This window comes from Nocardia sp. NPDC051321, from assembly GCF_044455225.1.
Taxonomy (GTDB): domain Bacteria; phylum Actinomycetota; class Actinomycetes; order Mycobacteriales; family Mycobacteriaceae; genus Nocardia.
This window is the reverse complement of record NZ_JBITEM010000021.1, coordinates 134,362-154,620: the sequence shown is the minus strand read 5'-3', so window position 1 is coordinate 154,620 and position 20,259 is coordinate 134,362. Positions and strand designations below refer to the sequence as shown.

Below are 20,259 nucleotides of genomic sequence, written 5' to 3'. Positions count from 1 at the left end.
GCGGCCACGACCGAAGCACCCTCACCGATCAGATCCCAGAAACGACGCATGACAGACTTCAACGGCAGATGATTCATCAACACTCCTGATCAAGGGTATTGCATCCACCACTTGAATCCACCCGAGAAGGGTCCGCCGTGGTGTGCCACTGAATGTGGATTCAGAGGGTTACTGTTCTGGCGCCAGGATCTCGCCGGATTCTGCTGCTCGGACGAGGATTGCTTCGATGGGGCAGGATTCGGCGGCGTCGATGAGGAGGTCGTCCGGCGGGACGACTTCGGTTATCGGGCTGGAGCGGCCGTCTACGAGGGTGAAGTGTGCGGGGGCAAGGCCGGTGCACATCCCGGAGCCGAGGCAGGTGCCACGGTCGACCTCGATCCGCCAATGTTGCTCTGCCATACCAGTTCCCCTTACCAGCTCACTGGAAGCGCTTTCGGCCCACGTACCAGCAAGCCGGTCTTCCACGGTACTTCCTCGTACGGGACCGCGAGGTGCAGCGTCGGGAAGCGTTGCAGCAGTGAGCCTAACGCGACCTGCAGCTCAAGTCTGGCGAGTTGGGCACCTAGGCAGTGATGGACACCGTGACCGAACGCCATGTGCGGGTTGTTGTTTCGGGTGAGGTCCAGCTCTTCGGAATGGTCGAACACGCTTTCGTCGCGATTGGCGGCCTGGGTGTTGACGATCACCGACTCCCCCGCCCGCACGGTGACGCCGCCGAGCGCGACGTCCTCGGTGGCCACCCTGGCGAAGGAACCGCCGGAGCCGAGCTGGACGTAGCGCAGCAGTTCCTCGATCGCGACCGGCACCAATTCCGGCCTGCCGCGCAACAGTTCCCAGTGCTGCGGTTCGCTGAGCAGGACATAGGCGAAGTTGGCGATCTGGTTGGCGGTGGTTTCGTGACCCGCGATCAGCAGGCCGATCCCCAGGTTGACCAGTTCGTCTTCGCTGAGCCGGTCGTCGTTGTCGCGGGCGGCCACCAACGCGCCGAGTAGGTCGTCGGTCGGCTGTTGCCTGCGCTGCGCCACCACCTCGGCGAGATAGGCCTCGAGGGCCGCGCGAGCGGCGTCGATCTGCTCGCTGGTGTGCGCGGTGGTGGACAGCACGGTGTCGGAGAAGTCGCGGAACCGGTGCTGGTCGCGGGTGGGCACGCCGAGCATCTCGCAGATCACGGTGACCGGCAGCGGCAAGGCCAGGCTCTGCACCAAATCGGCGACCGGCCCGGCGGATTCGATCTCGTCGAGCCGCTCGTCCACGATCTGCTGCGCGCGCGGACGAAGTTGCTCGACGCGGCGGCTGGTGAACGCCTTGGCGACCAGCTTGCGCAGCCTGCTGTGCTCGGGCGCGTCCATGCTGAGCAGCGAGTTCTGCCGCGTCGGGTTCGGCGTGGTGCGCGGGATGTCCTCGCGGTCCACCGTCGCGGCGCGGCTGAATCGCGGATCGGCGAGCACCAGCTTGGCGTCCGCGTACCGGGTGACCAGCCAACCCTCGTCGCCGTAGGGCAACTGGACACGGGAGACCGGCTCTTCGCGACGCAGCTTGGCGAAGAGCGGGTCCATGTCTAGGCGGATGGGTTCACCGAAAGGGTAGTGGCGCACCTCAGTTTTCACGGTCATGCGGGTCTCCCTTGGCCGACGCCGACTGGCGCGGTAGCGATGTAAGCAATTGCTTACACAACCTCATGTTAGGGAGGTCACAATGCCGCGTCAACGGTCGGATTGCGTTACGGCGGCGGGAAATTCACGTCCGTGCGGGCCAAAAGCGTTTGGGCGGCACGCAGCACATGACCGGCAACCACCGCCGGATCCGCGCTGGCCAACGGCTCTCTACGGTGCACGGAGCGCAGCAGTCCGATGCCGAGCAACCAGGCGAGCAGCAGGTCGGCACACAGCTCGCTATCGGGACCGTCGCCGAGCGAGGACATCGCGCGCACGTACTCGTCGCCCAGCTCGCGGCGAATCGCCGAGGTCCCCTGGTCGTGTCCAGGGGAGCGTAGTGCGGCTTGCAGCCAATATTCCTGTGCCCCTGGACCGCTCGGCTCCAGCATCCCCGCGAGCAGCCTGCTCAACAGACCCTCGACCGGTCCGTCCTCGAGCCTGCGCCGTCCCTGGTCCGCGATCGCGGCCCGGAACAGCTCGTCCTTGTTGCCGAAATACCGGAACAGCAAGGCCTGATTCACCCCGGCGCGCGCCGCGATGTCGCGCACCGTGGCGCGCTCATACCCCCGCTCGGCGAACAATTCCTGCGCCGCCGCCAGGATCGCGGCGGCGGTGGCGGCCGAATCCCTTTTCCGGCTGACCGTTTCGTTCTCGCTGGACATGCATCCTCCGGTTGCCGAATCTGCGCGGAAGAGCAGCGTAAAGCAGGCAACCGATCCTTCGCTGACACCCGTTGCGGAGGCGACCGAGCGGCCGCAACCGCAGTCAAGGATTGTCTACTTCGGCTATTTTCGCGAGGCAGGCCGGTAGGTCAGGTGTTTCACGCGCCGATGGCACCGGCCAGATGCGGCCAGGAGTCGTGCAGGTCCGTTTCGAACTGGCCCCAGGTATGCGCGCCCTCGGGCCGGTTGACGTGCACCGCGGGCAGTCCGAGTTGATCGAGCCTGCCCGCGAACGCCGCCGTGCAGGCGCTGGCGATGGCCTCGATCGGCGGAAACGGCAGTCCCCCTTCATCGATCGCGCCGGGGGTGCCGGTGGCGGCCGACAGGTAGATCGTTTTCCCTGCTAGCACAGCCGCATTGGCGAACGCGTCGTGCGCCCGCCAGATCGCATCGCCCGGCGCGCCCCACATGTTCGCCGTATTGCCGCCGCCGCGGACTACCTGCGCGCTGACCATCGCGACCCCGAGAGCGTCAGCGGTCCAAGGACATCCGCTGTACGCGGCCACGGCGCTGTACACCTCGGGCGCCTGGATCGCGAGGTCGACCGCCGACCCCGCACTCATCGAGACCCCCGCGATCGCGTTGCGCCGAGTGGAGCCGAGCTTGGCGTCGAGTACTCCCGGCAGTTCCCGGGTGAGGTAGGTCGTCCACCGGTTGCGCCCGACCGCCGGGTCGTCGGCGAGCCAATCGGTGTACAGGCTGTACGCGCCGCCGACCGGCATCACCACGTTGACGTGCTTGTCGGCGAAGAAGTCCCGGACATCGGTGTCGTCCCACCAGGAGATGCCGTCCTGACCGCCGCCGATCCCGGTGAGCAGGTACAGCGTTGGCGCCGGACCACCGGCGGCCCGAATAACCCGGTTGGTCACCACCCGATCCATCGACGGTGAGTAGACATCCATCCGCGCGACCGACCCGCCAAGCGAGGCCTCCTCGACCAGCCGCGCGCCGGTCGGAACCGCCGCAGCCGGTCCGACCGACAAGACCGAAGCCATCAACACACCAACAAGCAAAACCACATACTTTGAAGCCGCCACTATCCCGTTATACCGCCGCAAGATCATCACAAAACCTGAAGCGGAGGACCAAGATTCGGGTCTTGACAGTGCCGTGGCATGCCGTTTCAGCCGAACTAAACCTCGATTTCGGTGAACAAATCACACTCAATCCCTAGGGATTTCGTGCCGAATTGCGCCCGCGGACCGTGGCGACGCCGAGGGCTCGCGGCAAGGACCCGATCGATGGCTGCGGCACTAGCTGGGCGGACAGAAAGATACGCGCAGGTCGGGCGCGCGGTAGCAGATGCGGCGCTGTCATGCCCTGATCGGAATCGCGGCGCGCCGAAGCATCGACACGGGTTGTCGGTCGAGCCGCCTAGTCGCCGCCACCCACAATCGGCGGGGAAAAGGTAGGCTGACGCGGCGCTAGTGCTGTCGGCCCCAGGCCGGTAGCGCAGTGAGCGGAGAATGCTTTTGCACACATTCCGCTCGCCCGCGTTAACCACGCGGCCAGCGCGCATGGAATGCTGTCCACTGAGTCCGTAAATTTTGCACCATTTCTGTGGACTGAAACATCACTGAGTACAAGGAGAAAATATGACACAGGGCGTCGTCAAGTGGTTCAACGCGGAGAAGGGGTTCGGCTTCATCGCGCAGGACGGCGGCGGTCCCGACGTCTTCGTCCACTACTCGGCTCTCGGCGGGTCCGGGTTCAAGTCCCTCGATGAGGGACAGCGTGTGGAGTTCGAGGTCGGCCAGGGCCAGAAGGGTCCGCAGGCCACGGACGTCCGCGCCATCTGATCAGGCCGGATTGACGCTCCTCCCACTTTTCGGGTGGGAGGGGCACACCTGCTTCACATGCCGCGATCGATCATGTCCAGCATCCGCTCACTCATAGCGTCGAGCTGATCGTCCGGCAAGGTCCGCAGCGGGCCGTCGATGGCCAGAAACGCCATCCCGTGCACCGCCGACCACACCAAATACTCCGCCCCCGGCCTTCGTTCCTGCGGCATATTCCCGGCAGCGACCATCTCGTCGAGCGCGTCTCCGAGAAGTTCGATGCCGGACCGGCCGGTAGGGCCCGCGGCATCCGACAGGCCCATCGCGGTGGCATCCCGCCCGATCGTGAACGCGGTGCGGAACAGCCCGGGTTCGGTACGCGCGAATCGCAGATAGCCGACGCCGACGCCGCGGAACCGCTGCCGCGCGGCCACCGCGGGATCCGCACTCAGCGTGAGACTGTCCTGCTCCGCCGCCATCATGGTCGCCATCTGCGCCAGCGCCGCGTTCGCCACCGCGGTGACGAGCGCGTTGCGGTCGACGAAATACGTATACGCGGCGTTCGGCGCGACACCCGCTTGCCGAGCCGCCTCCCGGAGCACGATCGCCGCCGGGCCGCCACCGTCGCGAGCCAGGCGCAACCCGGCTTCGATCAGCGCGGGCCGCAACGCGCCGTGCCGGTAGGTAGTGCGGCGCGCGGCCTGCGGGTTGCGCTCAGTCATAACACCTCTCGATGTGATTCACCGCACAACATCTGTACGGCATTCAGATGCCGACCTATGTTCTGTACGCCGTTCAGATTAGTTGAACGGGCACATCGAATGAGAGACAACCCATGGACCCCATCAAGCTGTTCACCGCGATCGCGCTGATCTCCCTGCCCACCGTGATGTTCGGTGGCGTGATGGCCTTGCGCCTACTCGCCGCCGAAAAGCTCACCGAGTACCAGCGCACCTACTTCCGGGCCGGGCACGCGCACGCGGGCGTACTGCTGGTGATGACGTTGGCGACGCTCGCGATTCTGGCGGATACCGGATTCGGCGACGGGGTGCTGTGGGTCGTGTGCACGCTGCTCGCGCTCGGCGTGATCGCCCAATCCGGCGGCATGTTCCTGAATTTGGCGATCGGCAAGCCGGGTAAGTGGTCGGCGGCGAACACGCTGAGCGCCTTCGGTGGTCTGCTGCTCGCCATCGCGATGCTCACCACCGCGTACGGGGTGATCGCCTAGCCCGGCGAGTTGTCTCGCCGGGCTGTCACGATCCCCGCTCACCGACAGAGTCCGGTCGACCAAGGCCGGATCCTGTCAGATGGCCAGTGGCAGTAAGAGATCGGCGGACTCGAGATCCAGCAGTGCGCGTTTGGCGGGGAGTCCGCCCGCGTAGCCGGTGAGGGCACCGCCCGCGCCGAGGACTCGATGGCACGGGAGCAGGATCAGCAGCGGGTTGCGTGACAGCGCACCGCCGACCTTACGGGCGTCCTCGGGTCCACGACCGAGTGCGCGGGTGAGCGCGCCGTAGGTGGTCGTGTCGCCGTAACCGGTTGTGGCTTCGAGGGTTTCCAGTACCTGCCGGTCGAAGGTGCTGATCGCGGTCCGGTCCATCGGGACCGTGAACTCCTGACGAGTGCCCGCCAGGTACCCATCGATCTCAGCGATCGCGGTGACGAGATAGTCCAGTGCGCAAGAATTCTCGGCGGTCGGCGCGGTGGGCGCGTCCGCGGTGAAGACGACCCGGGTGATGCCAAGCGAACTCGCTTCGATGCGGAGGTTGCCGAGTGCCGAGGCGTGAACTGTGCGGGCTGTTGAGGTCTGCATGGTGTGCTCCTGTTCGGCGTTCTTGTCATCTGGTAGACGCCGGCCGGGCCAGAAACGTGAGATCACTGGGATTTGTTGTGCCGAGCCGCTTTCCAAGCGGCGTACCGCTCAGGCAGACAGACCGCGCACGGCCGGTAGCCTGCGCTGATCGCCGTTGGTTCGTCGGCGAAGAAGACGCGGTGAGCGCGGTAAGCACCGCGGGACAGGGCGCGTAAGGCGGACGGGCAGTCCAGGCGACCGTAGATCCTGCCGCGCCGATGGCCGCCGTACGTGCCCGGAGTCGGACTGAGGTACGGGCGGGCATCGGCGTCGAGCAGGGTGTACCTGTTATTGGGCGTCATGCAGGACGAGGCCGAGCGTGTGGCGGATACCACCCCGAATTCGGCTGACGCCGTGCCGAACTGGCGAGCGAGACCAGCCACGGCTCGACGGGGTCGGCCGATCTCGGGTGGTGAAGATCAGGCCGTGGCCCTGCTCCAACACGGTGACAGTCGCTTTCGACTGGGCACGGGGTCGTTGCTCGACGAGCAGGAACTCGCCGCCGGTGTGATCGACTCCCGGACGGTCCAGCCCGATCACCACCTGCAGTGGGAATACCAGGTCGCCGTAGAGATCGCGGTGCAAGGCGTTCCAGTCACCTTCGGTGTAGCGCAACAGGATCGGCGTCGGCTTGGACTGTCCTGCGGCGTGACAGGCGTCGAGCCAATCGCCGAAGTCGTCGGGCCACGGAGCCGGATCGCCCAACCGTTCGGCCCAAGAGCGGGCGACGGGCAACAGCTTTCGATAGAACGCCGCACGCATAGCCATGATCGGCTCCGGGACCGGATCGGCGAAGTACCGGTAGGTGCCCTGCCCGAATCGGTAGCGGGCCATGTCGATGGTGGAGCGGAATCTCGCCAGGTCGTCCCACATTTCGGTGAACTCGGCGCATTCGCCGGGCGTCAGGAGCGGGCCGGTCTGGGCACAACCATAGGCGTCGATCTCGTCGGTGAGTTCGGGCCAGGGCTGTGCGGCGATTCGATCGGCCAGCGGGGCAAGGGTTTCGGTGATTCGCATACCGCCTCCAAGGTCAGCGGGGTGGTCGGTGCTTACGCGGCTTCCAGCGTGAGCAAGGTATTTTTGGCCTCGATGCCGCCGACGTACTGGCCGATCGATCCATCGCTGCGCACCACCCGATGGCACGGAATCACCACGGGCAGCGGGTTGTGCGCGCACGCCGAACCGACGGCGCGGACCGCCCGGGGATTGCCGACGGCAGCGGCGACGACGGCGTAGCTTTCCCGCTGCCCGTAGCCGATGTCGCTCAGATGCTCGATCACTTGACGACGGAATCCGCCGGTCAGTCGCAGATCGAGGGGCAGGTCGAAATGCGTTCGGGTACCGGCGAAGTACTCGTCGATCTCGCGGGCCGCGGCATCGAGGCGCGCGGGTGCGGCCAGCACGCGGGGGCTGACCCGCTCGGCGAGGGTGGTCAGGACGGTGTCGTGGTCCTCGTTGGGGTAGGCGACACGCACCAACCCGGCCGGGGTTGCCGCGAGCAACAGCGTGCCGACGGGGGTGTCCATGGTGCGGTAGGCGACGTCGAGCAAGCCCGCGGACTGTGCGTCCGCCGCCAACCGGTGGTGCAGCTGAGCCAGCAGGTCACGGTCGGGGGTCAGGCCGTCGAACAGGCCGTTCGGGTCGCCACGGTCGATGGTGGCCATCATGTTTCATCCTTCGGATAGAGCTTGCGCAGAGTTTTGAGGCCGTCGGCTGCGGCGCGGCGGGCGGCGTCGGTGGAATTGCCGAGCAGCTCGGCGATTTCGGCGTGCGGCAGGCCTGCCAGATAGTGGTAGGCGACCGCCTGACGTTGCTTGGGCGGCAACGCTTTCAGGGCGGCCCAGAGGTGCGGGTCGTAGTCGGCCGGGTCCGGTGCCGCGGACGGGCGTTCCGGCAGTGTCTCGGCCGGGACCGGGGCGCGGGTGAGCGCGCGGCCGACGTCGATCGCGCGACGGTGCGCGATGGTGACCAACCATGCCTCGATGTTCGCGTCGGGTGCGAGGTCGGGATACGCGCGCAGGGCGGACAGGAAGGTCTCCGACCACGCGTCGGCCGCGTCGGTCGGGCCGAGCACCGCCCGGCAGACGCGCAGCACCATCGGGCCGTATTCGGCCACCACTTCCTCGAACGGAGGCAATCTCACACTGGGTAGACGTTCGGGCCGTCGGAAACGTGAGATTCGCTGGTCATCGGGCGCCGTCCGCGCGCCGGGACAGCCCGCTGGCGCGCAGCACCCGGCGGGCGATACCGGCCCTGATGGATTCGTCGGTGCCGATGACGCGCACGTGGCGGCGGGCCCTTGTAATCGCCGTGTAGAGCAGTTCCCTGGTCAGCAGGGTCGACTCCGGTTCGGGCAGCACCACCGAGACGGTGTCGTACTGACTGCCCTGGCTGCGGTGGATGGTCATGGCGAACACGGTGACCACGGCCGGGAACTGGGTCGGGTGCACCAGGTACGGCTCGCTACCGCGTTGCAGCGCGGCGCGCAGCGAACCGTCGGGCATCCGCACGACGACGCCGGTGTCGCCGTTGTAGATGCGGGCCTCGTGGTCGTTGGCGGTGACGAGCAGCGGCTGGCCGGGATACCAGGGGGCCGAATGGGACTCGGGTCCCGCTCCGCCGGCGGCCGCCCACTCGGCGGCCATCCGGTCCCAGCGTTCGACGCCGAACGGGCCCTGGCGGTGTGCGCACAGCAGGCGGTGCGATTCGAGAGCGGTGAGCGCGCCCGCGGCATCACCGTCGAGTGCGGCGCTGGTCACCTCGCGGGCGGCGCGCACGACATCGGCACGGACACCGGACATTTCGTCGGGCGCGCTCAGCGATAGTTCGTCACCGCCCGCGCGGAGCAGGTCGAGTGCGGTGTCGGCGTCGCCCGCGCGGACCGCGACGGCGAGGTCGGCGATCCGGCCGCCGAAGCGGCGGCCGCGGGTCAGGCGAACGATGCCGCCGCGCAGGCGCGTTCGCTCCAGCGTCGTGAGTGCGGCCGGATCGGCTTCCGGCGCGGCCGATTCCGGTGCATCCGCGCCGAGGATCTCGTCGAGCATCGGATTCGGGGTGCCCGCAACGGGCCCCGCGACCAGGTCGGCGAGTACCGCGCCCGCATCGACCGAGGCGAGCTGGTCGGGGTCGCCGACGAGGACCAGGCGGGTGTCTGGGCGCAGGGCCGCGAACAGCCTGCTCATCATGGTGAGCGACACCATGGAGGTTTCGTCGACGACGATCACATCGTATGGGAGACGGTTGAATTCGTGGTATTTGAACCGGGTGGTCCGGCCGCGCTGCCAGCCGAGCAGGCGGTGCAGGGTGGCGGCGGTGAGGTCGGGCAGGCCGAGCTCTTCGGCCTGCTCGCGGACGGCCTCCTGGAGTCGCGCGGCCGCCTTGCCGGTCGGCGCGGCCAGTGCGATACGCAACGCGGGCAGTTTGGGATTCGCCTTGCGGTGCGCGTCGAGCAGGCCGATGATGCGCGCGATGGTGTGCGTCTTGCCGGTGCCGGGGCCGCCGGCCACCACCGTGGTCCAGTGCGTCGCGGCGAGCGCGGCCGCGAGCCGCTGCCGATCGGGCACGCCGCCCACCGGGGCGTCGAACAGCCGATCCAGTTCGCGCCGAACGATATTCGGGTCGACGACCGGGTGATGTCCGGACCGCTCGGTGAGGACGCGGCGAACCGTCTGCTCCTGCTGGTAGTACCGGTCCAGGTACAGCAGCGGCCCGGTGTCGTCGCGGCGCTGCGATTCCACCAGCCGCAACGGTTGCAGCGGACCGGCAGGCCCGCCCGTCACCAGCGGGCTGACGCGCAGCGCGCCGACCACCGCCTCGATATCGGGCCACGGCAGCGTCGCCGGATCGATGCGCTCGCCGGTGTCCCAGGTTTCGTCGGCATCGATACCGATCTCCCGCATCCGATGCAGTTCCAGGCACACCGAACCGGACCGCACCGCCCGCACCGCGAGCGCCGCCGCGAACAACACCTCCTCGGTGTCCTCACGACCCAAGCGCCCCAACCGAATCGCCACGTGCACGTCCGCGGCGGACAGCACTCCCGCCTCATTGAACGCGCGCAACAGCCCGGTCCCCCGCTGCGCCAACTGGATCGAGGTCATCGGGTGACCTCGCCCGCCAGCAGCTGGGACAGGGCGATGATGAGGGAAGCAGGCGGATTCCAGTCGAAAACGCCGTGGCCGGTGGGGGTTTCGGGGCCGATCATGCCGCGCACGAAGAGGTAGCGGGCGCCGCCGAGGTGGCGGGACGGGTCGTAGTCGGGCAGGCGCCAGCGCAGGTAGCGGTGCAGGGCGACCGCGTAGAGCAGGGCCTGGAGTGGGTAGTGGGAGCGCATCATCTCGGCGGCCATGCGGTCGCGGGTGTAGTGGCCGACGGTGAGGTCGCCGGTCCCGAGGCGGTTGGTCTTGTAGTCGACGATCACGTAGCGAGTGTCCGTGCCGTCGGTGATCCGGAGGACGGCGTCGATGCTGCCGGTCAGGTAGCCGCGCAGCGGGATGTCGTCGAGGGTGGCCAGGTGGTCGGCGTAGACGAAAAGGTCGTCACCGGAGGGCAAGTGGGTGCGGAACAGGTCCGCGATCTGTCGCAGTGTGGCGGATTCGGCGCTCGGCGCATCCCCGCCGGCCAGCGGCAGCTCGAATTCCAACTCGTTCAGGCGGTCTCGGCTGGAGATATCGGCGAGCGAGCCGATGCCGAGCGGGGTGCGCAGCGCGGCGAGTACGGCGGTGCTGAGCACGGCCGGATCGGCCTCGGCCATCAGGTCGTCGATGATCGCGCGGCAGCGGGTGTCCACCTCGGCGGCCAGATCCGGTGCGTCCGTGTCGATCAGCTCGAACACGCCGTGCACGAGGGTGCCGAACTCCGCGCCGTAAGGCAGGGAATTCATCAGCGACGCCGGGCCGGCGAACACCTCCTCGACCTCGGCGACCACCGGGGTACTCGGCTCGTCGCCGGTACCGCGGTTGTCCTCCGGTTCGATGTCCAGCTCAGGGGTGACGGGGCCGTGCGCGGACGCGGTCAGCGCCGAGTACGAGGTGCGCCGCCACTGCTGGTCCAGCTTGCGGTCGAGGTGCGCGGCGGCGAGCTCGCCGGTCACGGGTTCGGTGCGCACCCGCTGGATCGCGACGTCGTCGGTGCTGGCGACCGCGGTCACCGAGATGGCCTGCGCCGCTCCCCCGGCCCAGGCCGAAAGCAGTCCTGGCGCAACGGCATCCGCGGGCACGGCGGCGCGCGGCGGGACGGTGTCGCCGCCATCGGGGCGACCGAGAATCATCCGGTGCAGTGGCGAAGCCGCGGTGCTGAACGCGGGGGCCCACCACGCGACGACCTGGCACATGGCGCGGGTCAGCGCGACGTACAGCAGGCGCAGTTCCTCGCCCGCCTCCTCGGATTCGCTGCGCAGCTTGCGTTCCGCGTACCCGGACGCGTCCGGCCCGCCGACATCGAGCACGCGCATGTCGTTGTCGTCATGGAACAGCAGCGTGGCCGGGTACGGGTTCTTCGCGTTGTCCCAGGCGAACGGCAAGTAGACGACGGGAAATTCGAGGCCCTTGCTGGCGTGCACGGTGGCGATCTGCACGGCGGCGGCGTCGCGGTCGAGCCTGCGGCTGCGGTCGGCGACGGTGCCCGACGCGGGATCACGCACCCGATCGCCCAGCCAGCGGGTCAGCGCGGTCAGGCCGAGCGATTCGGTGAGCGACACCTGATCGAGCAGCTGCGCGACGTGCCGCAGGTCGGTGAGCTGTCGCTCGCCGTTCTCGACGGCGAGCAGCCGATGCGCCAAGTCCGCTTCGGCGGAGATCTTTTCGAAGACCGCCGCGAAACCCGAACGCGCGAACAAGCGAGCGGCGTCCCGCAGTTGCGCACTGACCCGGCCGACCAGATCCGCTCCGCCGCTATCGATTTCGGCGGCGGTGATACCGATCAACGGCGTGCACGCCGCCAACCGGACCCGGTCGCCGCGATGCGGCTGTTCCAGCGCCCGCAGCAACCACAGCCAGTCGGTGGCGCTGCTGGTCGCGAACACACTGGTGCCGCCGGCGAGCACCGACGCAACGCCGACGCGATCCAACGCTGCTCGCACCACGTCGATTTGGGATCGCGTACGCACCAAGACCGCGATGTCACCTGGGCTGATCGGCCTGTGCATGATGTCCGACGGCCGCCCAGCGTCGCCTGACGGAGCAGTCCTCGCGCTCGATCGGTCGGCGCCCTGACCCGAGCCTCGGGTGTCTGCCGGATCAGTGAAGGTGGCCGCTCCGCAATCCCGCACGGCCACAGGCGAATTGAAGCCGGTATGGCTCGGCCGCGCGGTAGTGGCCAGCGTGACCCCGGATTCGAGGAGCCTGACGATGTCGGCCGCGAGATCGTCGGCGACCTTCGCGCGCATCCGGCCGACGGCGGGGAAACCGGACTTGTTCAACGGCCCCGCGCCGGTGCGCGGCAGACACCGCATCCGCATCGGGGTGACGAGGTCATCCGGCCCCGACAGTCGCGACCACGGCCGGGTGGCCGCCACCGGGTAAACGGTGATCTCCTTGTGCCCCAAGGCCGCTCCACCCTGCAGGTGGTCCAGCGCGGCAAGCAGTCCGGCGTCGCTGCGCCAGTTGGTGGTGAGTTCCTTGCGGGTGTCGGCGTGCGCGACGGCATCGAGGTAGCTGAGCACCTCGGCGCCGCGGAAGGCGTAGATAGCCTGCTTCGGGTCGCCGACGAGCACCAGAGTGGTGTGGCCGTGGAACGAGCGCCGCAGGATGTCCCACTGCAGCGGGTCGGTGTCCTGGAATTCGTCGACCAGCGCGACCCGGTAGCGCTCGCGGATGCGGCGGCACGCGCGGGGGCCGTGCTCGGTGTCGGCCAGCACGTCGTGCAGCAGCACCAGCAGGTCGTCGAAGTCGCGCAGCCCGGCCAGCCGTTTCCGGCGTTCGGTTTCCGCGCGGACCGCGGTCGCGAAGGCCACCCGTTCGCCCGCCGCGGAGTCACCCTTCGGCATCAGCACCGCGTGGCGATCGCGCACGGCGGCCAGGGCCAGCGTGTGCGCTTCCTTCACCGAGAACGGCGGTTCGGTACGAGCGTACCGGTTCAGGTAGAGGTCGTCGGCGACCGTGCCGATCAGCTCGTCGACGTTCTCGACCAGCCGCGCACCGGGATCATGCTCGCCTGCCAGCCCGAGTTCGTCCAACATCCGCTGACAGAAGCTGTGCGTGGTCGCGATGGTGCCCGCGTCGAAATCGGAAAGGGCCGCGAGCAATCGGGCCCGCCTGCGCCGCACCTCATCCGAATCCGCCTGCGCCAGATAGCGAATCAGGTCATCGGCGTGCGCGCGAGCCAGCTCGGGATCCGCGAGCCCCGCCGCGACCACCACGAACCGGTCCCGGGTTCGCTCGCGCAACTCCTGGGTGGCCGCGCGGCTGAACGTCACCAGCAGCAGCTGCGAGACATCGATCCCGGCCTCGGCGACATACCGCACCGCCAACCCGACGATCGCGTGCGTCTTGCCGGTGCCCGCGCTCGCCTCCAACACCGTGGTTCCGGTGGGCAGCGGACCGTACGGCTCGAAGCTGTCGGGCGCGTCGAACTCGGGCACCACGAACGAGGTGTCTTGCACGGTCACGCGAACACCCGCCTTCCGACCCGCCGAAACAGCCATTCTGCCGGGCCGGGCCGCAACCCCGTGCCACCGACACGCGTGACGGTCGCCGCAACCGCCGCCGGCATTCGCGACGCTCGACTCGTGCCGTCGCGAAGATTCACGGCTGCCCCTGGCTTTCCGCGCTCAGCAACGGCACCCACATGCGCCGGGCCAGGGCGCCGAAACGGCTGGTCTCCCCCGGCTCGCCGGGCGGGGCCGGGATCTCCATGAGGTGTTCGAGGCGGGGTGCCGGACCCCACACGTAGCGCAGGTGGCGGTCGGTGTGGTCGCCGAACGCGCCCGGTCCGTTCGGACCGCCGTTGAATTCGCGTTCGGCGGCGACGATGGCTTCATCGACATTGGCACCGCGGAAGCGACGTTCGGCGTAGGCCGCGGTGGCACCAGGGGTGATCGGCAGCGGTTCGGTCAGTCCGGCGTCGCGCAACGCGACCAGCTCGCGCAGGATCGTGCGCGCCGCGGGCATATCCGGTGCGGTGATCTCGGAACGCCATGCGGGACGGCCGAATTGACCGCGACCGGTGGTGACCGCGCGCCAGCAGCGATCCTCGGTGACCGCCAGCGCGAGCAGCGAAACCCAGGCGGCGATCCGGTGTTTCGGGGCGAGCCGGGAGAAGGTGGTGCGGACCAGGGTCTCGCCGCGCACCTCGGGCACGGTCCCGGTGAGCCTGCGCCCGTTACCGAGATCCACCGCGACGTCGACGGCGCGCGGTGCACCCTCGTAGTCGCCCTGTGACGCGCGAACCAGCTTGTCCACGGTATGTTCGACCTCGTCGAGCACCGCCGCGCCGAACCCGAAGGGCGGCAACGTGCCACGCCGCCACTCGGCGGCGCGCAGCCCGGCCGGGTCGGCGCCGGTCAGCCGGGCGGCCAGCAGACGTTCGCCCAGTTCCCATTTCGCCAGGCCGTCGAGTTCGATGGGCAGCCGGTCGGCGATGTCCTCTTCGTGTTCGGGTACGCGCAGTCCGAGCCGCTGCCACAGGAAGGCGCGGATCGGATGCTCGACGAACGAAATCAGGTCGGCCAGTGCCACATCCGCGAGTTCCGGCGTCGGCAGCGGCTCGGGCAGGAATACCGGCCGTGGCACGGGCGGTTGCCCTGCGGACACCGCACCGGCGAGCGCGACGGTGTCGAAACTGAACGGCCGCTCGGCCCGGAAATTGCGACGATCGAAGGCCTGCAACGGATGTCGGGTCAGCACCGCGTCCATGCCTGCCGCGCCGACATGAGCCCGCAGCGCGTCGAGCAACTCGGCGACGGGAATGGCAGGCGGCCGATGCGCGCCGGTGACCGGGTCGGCACCGGTGTGGAACACCAGCAGCTTGTCCTTGGCCGCGAGGACCGCGTCGAGCAGCAGCTGCCGGTCCTCGCTGCGCGGATCCCGTTCGCCGAGTAGCGGATTGCGGGCGAGCACGTCGTCGCCGTCCACGCCGCTGGTGCGCGGGAACACGTCGTCGTCGAGGCCGAGCAGCACCACCACCCGATGCGGCACCGAACGCATCGGCACCAGCGTGCACACGGTCAGCTCGCCGGTGCGGAAGTTGGCGCGGGTCGGCGCGGCCGCCAGCCGCGAGTGCAGCAGCACCCCGACGTCGGCCAGCCGCAACGGCACGCCGCCCGCGTACTCGGTGGCGGCGGCCAGTTCCTGGCGGGCCTCGGTGCGCACCCATGCCTGCGAATCCGGCACGTCCGTCAGCAGATCCAGCGCACGACCGAGCACCGTCGCCCATTCGTGTGCGGGGCGCGGCCCGCGCAGATCGCGCAGGCACACGGCCAACCGGTCGATGAATTCGGCGAACCGGCCTGCCAGATCAACATCGTTGCTGTCCACGTCGTCCAGCGGCAGCGCGAGATCAAGCCAGCCCGCGGCGCCGCCATCCGCCGCGGCCTCGGACGTTTCCCCCGCGGTGACGCCGAGCAGGATCCGATCCACCGCGGCGTTCAGCGTGTTCTGCGCGAAGTCGGCCAGCCCGAACGCCTGGCGCTGACGCTGCCCGATCCCCCACCGCGCGCCGGATTCAGCGGCCCATTCGCGCAACCGCTCGATATCGTCGTCGTCGAATCCGCAACGCCGCCGGACCGTTTCGGCCGCCGCCAGATCGAGCACCTGCGTCACGGTGACCCGGCCGTCGGCCAGCTCCAGCAGCACACCGATCACCGCGAGCAGCGGATTGGTGATGCCACGGCCCCGGTCGGCAAGCCGGACCCGCAGGCGATGCGCCGGGTGGGCCGAATCCGGTGCCAGCTCAATCGTTCCCGGCGCCCGCTGCCCGAAGGCCGCGCGCACCAGCGGCGCGTACGCCTCCACCTCGGGACACATGACCAGCACGTCCCTCGGCTCCAGCGTGTCGTCCGCGGCGAACAACCCGAGCAGGCATTCGCGCAGCACCTCGACCTGTCGCGCGGGGCCGTGACAGGCGTGCACCTGCACGGTGCCGTCACCGGCGCGCACCGCGGCAGGCGGCCACCGATCGTCGCGGATCCCCGCCTGCAACGCACCGAGCAGCGTCGTATCACTTTCCGGCGCAAGATCATCCGGGTAGTGCGTATCGGACGACGCAGGCAAACGCTGTTGCAGTTCCCGGACATCGCGGGCGAGACCGGCTAACAGCGGGTGCCGCACGACGCTCCCACTGAGATCCGCGGCGCGCGAACCGGCCGCGGGAGTACCGGCCAGTTCGGTCCACATCACCGGGCTCGGATGCGGCAGCCACAGATGGATCTCGCGGGTCTGCGCCAGCGCCGACAACACCGCGAGTTGATCGGTGGACATCCTGGTCGCACCGAACAACGAAAATCGCGCCGGAAATGGAACAAGTTCAGCGTCCGCCCGCAGCCGCGCGCACGCGCCGTCGAGCCGCTCCGCCGGACTTGGCGCACCCACCTCGGCGCGCAGCCGTCGCCACAGCTCCGGCTGCCACAGCAGATCGTCGGGCACCGGATTTCCCGCGCCGTCGGTGTCGGAACCCGCGGCCCATTCGAGGATGAGCCCGGGCCGCTGCGCCCCGTAACTGTCGAATAGCGAGGCCAGGTGCGCGGCGGTGGCGTAGCGGCGACCGATCCGATGATCGCGCCCGGCCGGGTCCCGCGCGCCGAGATGCCGGGCGAGCACCGCGCACCACGGCTCCCCGAGCGAGGCGTCGATCACCCGCAGCAACGTCCAGACCACCCGCTCGACCGCCCACGGATCGTCTTCCGGGCGAACACCACTCGCCGCCGCCAATGCCGTCGCGACCAGCGCGGACGGCGACGGGAACTGAATGTTCGCCGCGACGCCGTCGGTCGAGGCCGCATCGAACGACGCGGAAAACGCCACCGCCCCGGACACACCGAGCACCGACGACAACCGCTGCGTCAACCATCGCTCCACGCCCTTCGCGGGCACCGCGACCACCTCCGCCGCGAACGGGTCGGGCAGCGGCGTGGCCAGCAGACCGGCCAGTCCGTCCGCCAGGAGATCGGCGCGTTCGGCACGGTGGATGTGCAGCGGCATCTGCGCCTCTCGGTCGGTGGGGTATCGGGCGGCGCTGGAGTTCGCGGCTCGCTCGTTGCTCGGGTGCGCCTCGGCCTTCGTGCACGTTTATACGCGCAGCGACTCTCGAGCGACTTCGGCACCCCGAAGCAGGTCCGAACGGACCTCATTCTGTTACCTGTGTGACTGGAGTGAAATGAGCCACACAAGAACACATTCCTACGCCGTGTCCGCTCGGATCCGCGCGCCCGATGTGCAACAGTGCTGAACCGGGGAGGACGAGAGAGCTGCACCGAAAGGCTGGTTCGCGTTCATGATTGCGATGGTGATTCCCCTGGTTCCGCGAGGCGGGTTCACAGTCCGCCGCGTAGGAGATCGTTGGGAGCTCGTCAACTCGCGAGGCTACGGCCGTACCGTTGTCCTACATTCGTGGCCGCGCGATCAGCACACCGAGGCGTTCGAGCACTGCTATCGCCTCAATGGGCGCACGGTAGAGGAATTGCAGGCCGCGTTCCGCTGAATGGGGCGCCGGTGGCCGAAACCCGCTGGGACGCAAGCGCGCAACACGCTCTAGCACACGCCGGTCCTGAGCTCAAGACGTGCGTCTAGCTCGCCGATGTGCGATCGTGTTGCCTCGTGCGCCCTCCCTCGTCCGCCACCCGTTCCGTTCCCCGCGTGGCCGCGTCCGCCTGTGTCCTCGCCGCCGCGGCCATCCTCATCCCCAGCGCGCCAACGCTGCTGCCGAGCGCGGCCGCCGTGCCCATCGCGCATACCAGTGGGTGCCTGGCCGGTTTCGACTGCGATATGAGCAGCCGGATCAGCGCGGTCGACAAGTACCTCACCGGTCGTCCCGGCGTCACCGGTTACGTTGTGCGCGACCGGGTCTCCGGTGGGGTCTACGCGAATGGCAACGCGGAGAACAAGGTCTGGACCGCGTCCACGATCAAGCTGGCCATCGCCGAGGACCTGCTGAACCGGGCCAGGGTCGGCGCGATCAACCTGACGCCGGAAGATCGCGCGACCATGGAGTCGATGCTGGCCACGTCCAACGACGGCGCGGCGGACATCCTCTGGACCAAGTACTCGGGTATCGACCGGATGGCGTTCAACAACGCGTTCCGCGCCAACGGCATGGCCACCCTCGACCCGCAGCCGACCAACACCGCGCTGTTCCCGGACTGGTCGTTCCAGAAGTGCACCGCCGCCGACCTGGACCGGCTGATGGACAACGTGCTCAACCGCATGCACCCCGACGACCGCAACTACCTGCTGGACCGGATGCGCGCGGTGGACAGCAACCAGCACTGGGGCGTGTGGGGCGCGGGCGCGGCGATGCGGCCTGGCCTGAAGAACGGCTGGTCCCAGGAACAGGGCGGCTGGGTGGTCAATTCGGTCGGATTCGCGGGCCCCGGCGAGCGATACACCCTGGCCATCATGACCGCGCTCGGCGGCGACGGCGGCTTCACCGACGGCTCGGACACCGACACCAAGGTGGCCGAGATGTTGTTCGCGGGTCGCTGAACCCGCTTACGCAGCTACCGAGTTCACGCGGAGCGTCGCCGCAGCACCATCGGCGCTCCGTCCCTCGGGAACGGAATCGAGGTGTACCCCCACGGCATTCGGTACGCCGCCGGAATCTGCCACGCATACGCACGCACCAGCGCGGCGATGACCGTCTTCACCTCGAACGTGCCGAAGTGCATGCCGATGCATTTGTGCGCGCCCGCACCGAACGGCAGCCAGGCCAGGCGATGCGACTTGTCCTCGCGGCGCGCCTCGCCGAAGCGTTCGGGATCGAACAGCTCGGGCCGGGTCCACAATTCGGGTAGCAGGTGGTTGACCTGATAGGCGAGATCGATCGGGGTGCCCGCCGGAATGTAGTGGCCCGCGATCTCGGTGTCGCGCACCGCACGACGCGACAACCCAGGCACCGGCGGCATCAGCCGCAGACTCTCCTTGACCACCAGATCCAGGTCGCGCAGCCCCTCAAGATCGTCGATAGTCGGTGCCGCACCGTCGTTTTCGGCATCGAGGGCGAGCACCTCGGCGCGCACCCGCTCTTGCCAGTCCGGGTGCTTGCCCAGGTAATAGGCGACGGCGGTGGCCGTTGTCGTGGTGGTGTCGTGCGCCGCCATGATCAGAAAGATCATGTGGTTCACCACATCCGCGTCGCCGAACACCCCGCCGTCCTCGCTGCGCGCGTGGCACAGGCCGGAGAAGAAGTCCGGTGATTCGGTGCGCCGCTTCTCCGGCAGCATCGCGGTGAAGTAGTCCTGCAACACCTTTCGGCCGCGCAAGCCCGATCGCCAGTGGCCGCCGGGGACCGAGTGCCGGATGATCGCGAGACCCGCGTGCGTGCAGTCGACGAACGCGTCGATCAGTTCACGACGTTGCGCGCCGACATCGACGCCCATGAACGTCTCGCCCGCGATGTCGAGGGTCAACTCCTTGAGCGTCGGATACAGCAGCACCGTCCGTTCGGCGTTGCCGCCCTGCGGAATCCAGCGTTCGATGCTCGCGCGCACGACCGGGGTCAGCGCGGCGAGGTGGGCTTCCAGACGGTCCCTGGTGAAGGCCTGCTGCATGATCCGGCGGTGAAATTTGTGCTCGTCGAATTCGAGCAGCAGCAGTCCGCGCCGGAAGAACGGGCCGATGAAGTAGTCCCAGCCCTGGCCGAAATCGCGGCGGCGGCGGCCGAGTACCTCGTCGAGCGCCTCGGGTCCGGCGACGAGCACCCGGTCGACGCCGAGCGAGGTGTTCAACGAGACCGGTCCGTATTTGCGATAGCGGCCGACCATCTCGGCGGGGCCCCAGCGCATGTACTGCAGCACCCGGCCCAGGTACGGCAGCCCGGCGTCGCCATGGACCGCGGTGGTTTCGCTGCCCCGCGGCGGCGCCGCGAGGACCTGATGCCGCTCGGGGAGCCGATCCAGCGCCCGGTCGAGCAGGTGGTCGTGCGGAATGTCGATCAGTGCCGAGTTCTCGGAGTCGGGTAACTCGTCGGATTTTCCGCGCACGCTGGGCTTTCGACCGACTGCACGGTCCCCGGCGACCATTGCGAACCTCCCTGAACGACAGTGTTTATCGTATTCTGTTCGGCACCTTCGTTAGGTCGGTTCGCCACAACGAAGTCGACCA

The 20,259-nt window shown here is 68.6% G+C and carries 17 protein-coding genes; 3 read left to right on the top strand and 14 right to left on the bottom strand.

Features of this window, described 5'->3' with window-relative positions:
* Positions 1-168: 168 nt before the first annotated feature.
* From ACIA8C_RS39030 to ACIA8C_RS39015, 4 genes are all read right to left on the bottom strand, one after another.
* Positions 169-399: a ferredoxin gene (locus ACIA8C_RS39030; RefSeq protein ID WP_397143770.1), complete on the bottom strand. Its 231-nt coding sequence runs from the start codon at positions 397-399 to the stop codon at positions 169-171.
* Positions 400-410: 11 nt separating this feature from the next.
* Positions 411-1,613 (bottom strand): cytochrome P450, encoded by a 1,203-nt coding sequence (locus ACIA8C_RS39025; protein ID WP_397143768.1) that lies wholly within the window; start codon positions 1,611-1,613, stop codon positions 411-413.
* Positions 1,614-1,720: 107 nt separating this feature from the next.
* Positions 1,721-2,317 (bottom strand): TetR family transcriptional regulator, encoded by a 597-nt coding sequence (locus ACIA8C_RS39020; protein ID WP_397143766.1) that lies wholly within the window; start codon positions 2,315-2,317, stop codon positions 1,721-1,723.
* A 158-nt stretch (positions 2,318-2,475) separates the two neighbouring features.
* Positions 2,476-3,372 (bottom strand): alpha/beta hydrolase, encoded by an 897-nt coding sequence (locus ACIA8C_RS39015; protein ID WP_397143764.1) that lies wholly within the window; start codon positions 3,370-3,372, stop codon positions 2,476-2,478.
* A 600-nt stretch (positions 3,373-3,972) separates the two neighbouring features.
* Between ACIA8C_RS39015 and ACIA8C_RS39010 the strand changes: the two genes are divergently transcribed.
* Positions 3,973-4,176 carry a cold-shock protein gene (locus tag ACIA8C_RS39010; RefSeq protein ID WP_069166293.1) on the top strand — a complete coding sequence of 68 codons (204 nt, stop codon included), beginning with the start codon at positions 3,973-3,975 and terminating at the stop codon, positions 4,174-4,176.
* A 53-nt stretch (positions 4,177-4,229) separates the two neighbouring features.
* Here ACIA8C_RS39010 and ACIA8C_RS39005 read toward each other — a convergent pair whose 3' ends face one another.
* On the bottom strand, positions 4,230-4,877 hold the full coding sequence (locus tag ACIA8C_RS39005) for a TetR/AcrR family transcriptional regulator (protein WP_397143762.1): 648 nt from the start codon (positions 4,875-4,877) through the stop codon (positions 4,230-4,232).
* 113 nt (positions 4,878-4,990) lie between these two features.
* Here ACIA8C_RS39005 and ACIA8C_RS39000 point away from each other — a divergent pair, with 113 nt between their 5' ends.
* Positions 4,991-5,383: a hypothetical protein gene (locus tag ACIA8C_RS39000; protein ID WP_397143760.1), complete on the top strand. Its 393-nt coding sequence runs from the start codon at positions 4,991-4,993 to the stop codon at positions 5,381-5,383.
* A gap of 75 nt (positions 5,384-5,458) precedes the next feature.
* Here ACIA8C_RS39000 and ACIA8C_RS38995 read toward each other — a convergent pair whose 3' ends face one another.
* The 8 genes from ACIA8C_RS38995 to recC all read right to left on the bottom strand — a co-directional run bounded on the left by ACIA8C_RS38995 (position 5,459) and on the right by recC (position 17,142).
* Positions 5,459-5,968, bottom strand: a complete 510-nt coding sequence (locus ACIA8C_RS38995) for a methylated-DNA--[protein]-cysteine S-methyltransferase (protein WP_397143758.1) — start codon at positions 5,966-5,968, stop codon at positions 5,459-5,461.
* Between the two features lie 62 nt (positions 5,969-6,030).
* Positions 6,031-6,309 carry an Ada metal-binding domain-containing protein gene (locus ACIA8C_RS38990; protein WP_397143756.1) on the bottom strand — a complete coding sequence of 93 codons (279 nt, stop codon included), beginning with the start codon at positions 6,307-6,309 and terminating at the stop codon, positions 6,031-6,033.
* Positions 6,296-7,024, bottom strand: coding sequence for a 2OG-Fe(II) oxygenase (locus tag ACIA8C_RS38985; RefSeq protein ID WP_397143754.1), 729 nt, complete (start codon positions 7,022-7,024; stop codon positions 6,296-6,298). Before ACIA8C_RS38985 ends, ACIA8C_RS38990 begins: the two co-directional genes overlap by 14 nt.
* Positions 7,025-7,056: 32 nt before the next feature.
* On the bottom strand, positions 7,057-7,671 hold the full coding sequence (locus tag ACIA8C_RS38980; protein WP_397143791.1) for a methylated-DNA--[protein]-cysteine S-methyltransferase: 615 nt from the start codon (positions 7,669-7,671) through the stop codon (positions 7,057-7,059).
* Positions 7,671-8,144, bottom strand: coding sequence for an RNA polymerase sigma factor (locus tag ACIA8C_RS38975; RefSeq protein ID WP_397143789.1), 474 nt, complete (start codon positions 8,142-8,144; stop codon positions 7,671-7,673). Before ACIA8C_RS38975 ends, ACIA8C_RS38980 begins: the two co-directional genes overlap by 1 nt.
* Positions 8,145-8,193: 49 nt before the next feature.
* The gene (gene recD, locus ACIA8C_RS38970) at positions 8,194-10,107 is read right to left on the bottom strand and encodes an exodeoxyribonuclease V subunit alpha (protein ID WP_397143752.1); all 1,914 of its coding nucleotides are present in this window, start codon (positions 10,105-10,107) and stop codon (positions 8,194-8,196) included.
* The gene (locus ACIA8C_RS38965) at positions 10,104-13,613 is read right to left on the bottom strand and encodes a UvrD-helicase domain-containing protein (RefSeq protein ID WP_397143750.1); all 3,510 of its coding nucleotides are present in this window, start codon (positions 13,611-13,613) and stop codon (positions 10,104-10,106) included. The genes recD and ACIA8C_RS38965 overlap by 4 nt, the downstream gene beginning before the upstream one ends.
* Positions 13,614-13,749: 136 nt before the next feature.
* Positions 13,750-17,142, bottom strand: coding sequence for an exodeoxyribonuclease V subunit gamma (recC, locus tag ACIA8C_RS38960; RefSeq protein WP_397143748.1), 3,393 nt, complete (start codon positions 17,140-17,142; stop codon positions 13,750-13,752).
* Positions 17,143-17,796: 654 nt separating this feature from the next.
* Here recC and ACIA8C_RS38955 point away from each other — a divergent pair.
* On the top strand, positions 17,797-18,642 hold the full coding sequence (locus tag ACIA8C_RS38955; RefSeq protein WP_397143746.1) for a tat pathway signal sequence: 846 nt from the start codon (positions 17,797-17,799) through the stop codon (positions 18,640-18,642).
* A gap of 23 nt (positions 18,643-18,665) precedes the next feature.
* On the opposite strand, the gene ACIA8C_RS38950 is transcribed toward ACIA8C_RS38955, so the two are convergent.
* The gene (locus ACIA8C_RS38950; protein WP_397143744.1) at positions 18,666-20,177 is read right to left on the bottom strand and encodes a cytochrome P450; all 1,512 of its coding nucleotides are present in this window, start codon (positions 20,175-20,177) and stop codon (positions 18,666-18,668) included.
* Positions 20,178-20,259 lie beyond the last annotated feature (82 nt).

What these genes read in the sequence shown, in the direction of transcription:
- ACIA8C_RS38980 (WP_397143791.1), bottom strand. Translation starts at nt 7,671, where the DNA reads ATGGCCACCATCGACCGTGGCGACCCGAACGGCCTGTTCGACGGCCTG.
- ACIA8C_RS38985 (WP_397143754.1), bottom strand. Translation starts at nt 7,024, where the DNA reads ATGCGAATCACCGAAACCCTTGCCCCGCTGGCCGATCGAATCGCCGCA.
- recD (WP_397143752.1), bottom strand. Translation starts at nt 10,107, where the DNA reads ATGACCTCGATCCAGTTGGCGCAGCGGGGGACCGGGCTGTTGCGCGCG.
- ACIA8C_RS39030 (WP_397143770.1), bottom strand. Translation starts at nt 399, where the DNA reads ATGGCAGAGCAACATTGGCGGATCGAGGTCGACCGTGGCACCTGCCTC.
- recC (WP_397143748.1), bottom strand. Translation starts at nt 17,142, where the DNA reads ATGCCGCTGCACATCCACCGTGCCGAACGCGCCGATCTCCTGGCGGAC.
- ACIA8C_RS38950 (WP_397143744.1), bottom strand. Translation starts at nt 20,177, where the DNA reads ATGGTCGCCGGGGACCGTGCAGTCGGTCGAAAGCCCAGCGTGCGCGGA.
- ACIA8C_RS39010 (WP_069166293.1), top strand. Translation starts at nt 3,973, where the DNA reads ATGACACAGGGCGTCGTCAAGTGGTTCAACGCGGAGAAGGGGTTCGGC.
- ACIA8C_RS38990 (WP_397143756.1), bottom strand. Translation starts at nt 6,309, where the DNA reads ATGACGCCCAATAACAGGTACACCCTGCTCGACGCCGATGCCCGCCCG.
- ACIA8C_RS39015 (WP_397143764.1), bottom strand. Translation starts at nt 3,372, where the DNA reads ATGGCTTCGGTCTTGTCGGTCGGACCGGCTGCGGCGGTTCCGACCGGC.
- ACIA8C_RS39020 (WP_397143766.1), bottom strand. Translation starts at nt 2,317, where the DNA reads ATGTCCAGCGAGAACGAAACGGTCAGCCGGAAAAGGGATTCGGCCGCC.
- ACIA8C_RS38995 (WP_397143758.1), bottom strand. Translation starts at nt 5,968, where the DNA reads ATGCAGACCTCAACAGCCCGCACAGTTCACGCCTCGGCACTCGGCAAC.
- ACIA8C_RS39000 (WP_397143760.1), top strand. Translation starts at nt 4,991, where the DNA reads ATGGACCCCATCAAGCTGTTCACCGCGATCGCGCTGATCTCCCTGCCC.
- ACIA8C_RS39025 (WP_397143768.1), bottom strand. Translation starts at nt 1,613, where the DNA reads ATGACCGTGAAAACTGAGGTGCGCCACTACCCTTTCGGTGAACCCATC.
- ACIA8C_RS39005 (WP_397143762.1), bottom strand. Translation starts at nt 4,877, where the DNA reads ATGACTGAGCGCAACCCGCAGGCCGCGCGCCGCACTACCTACCGGCAC.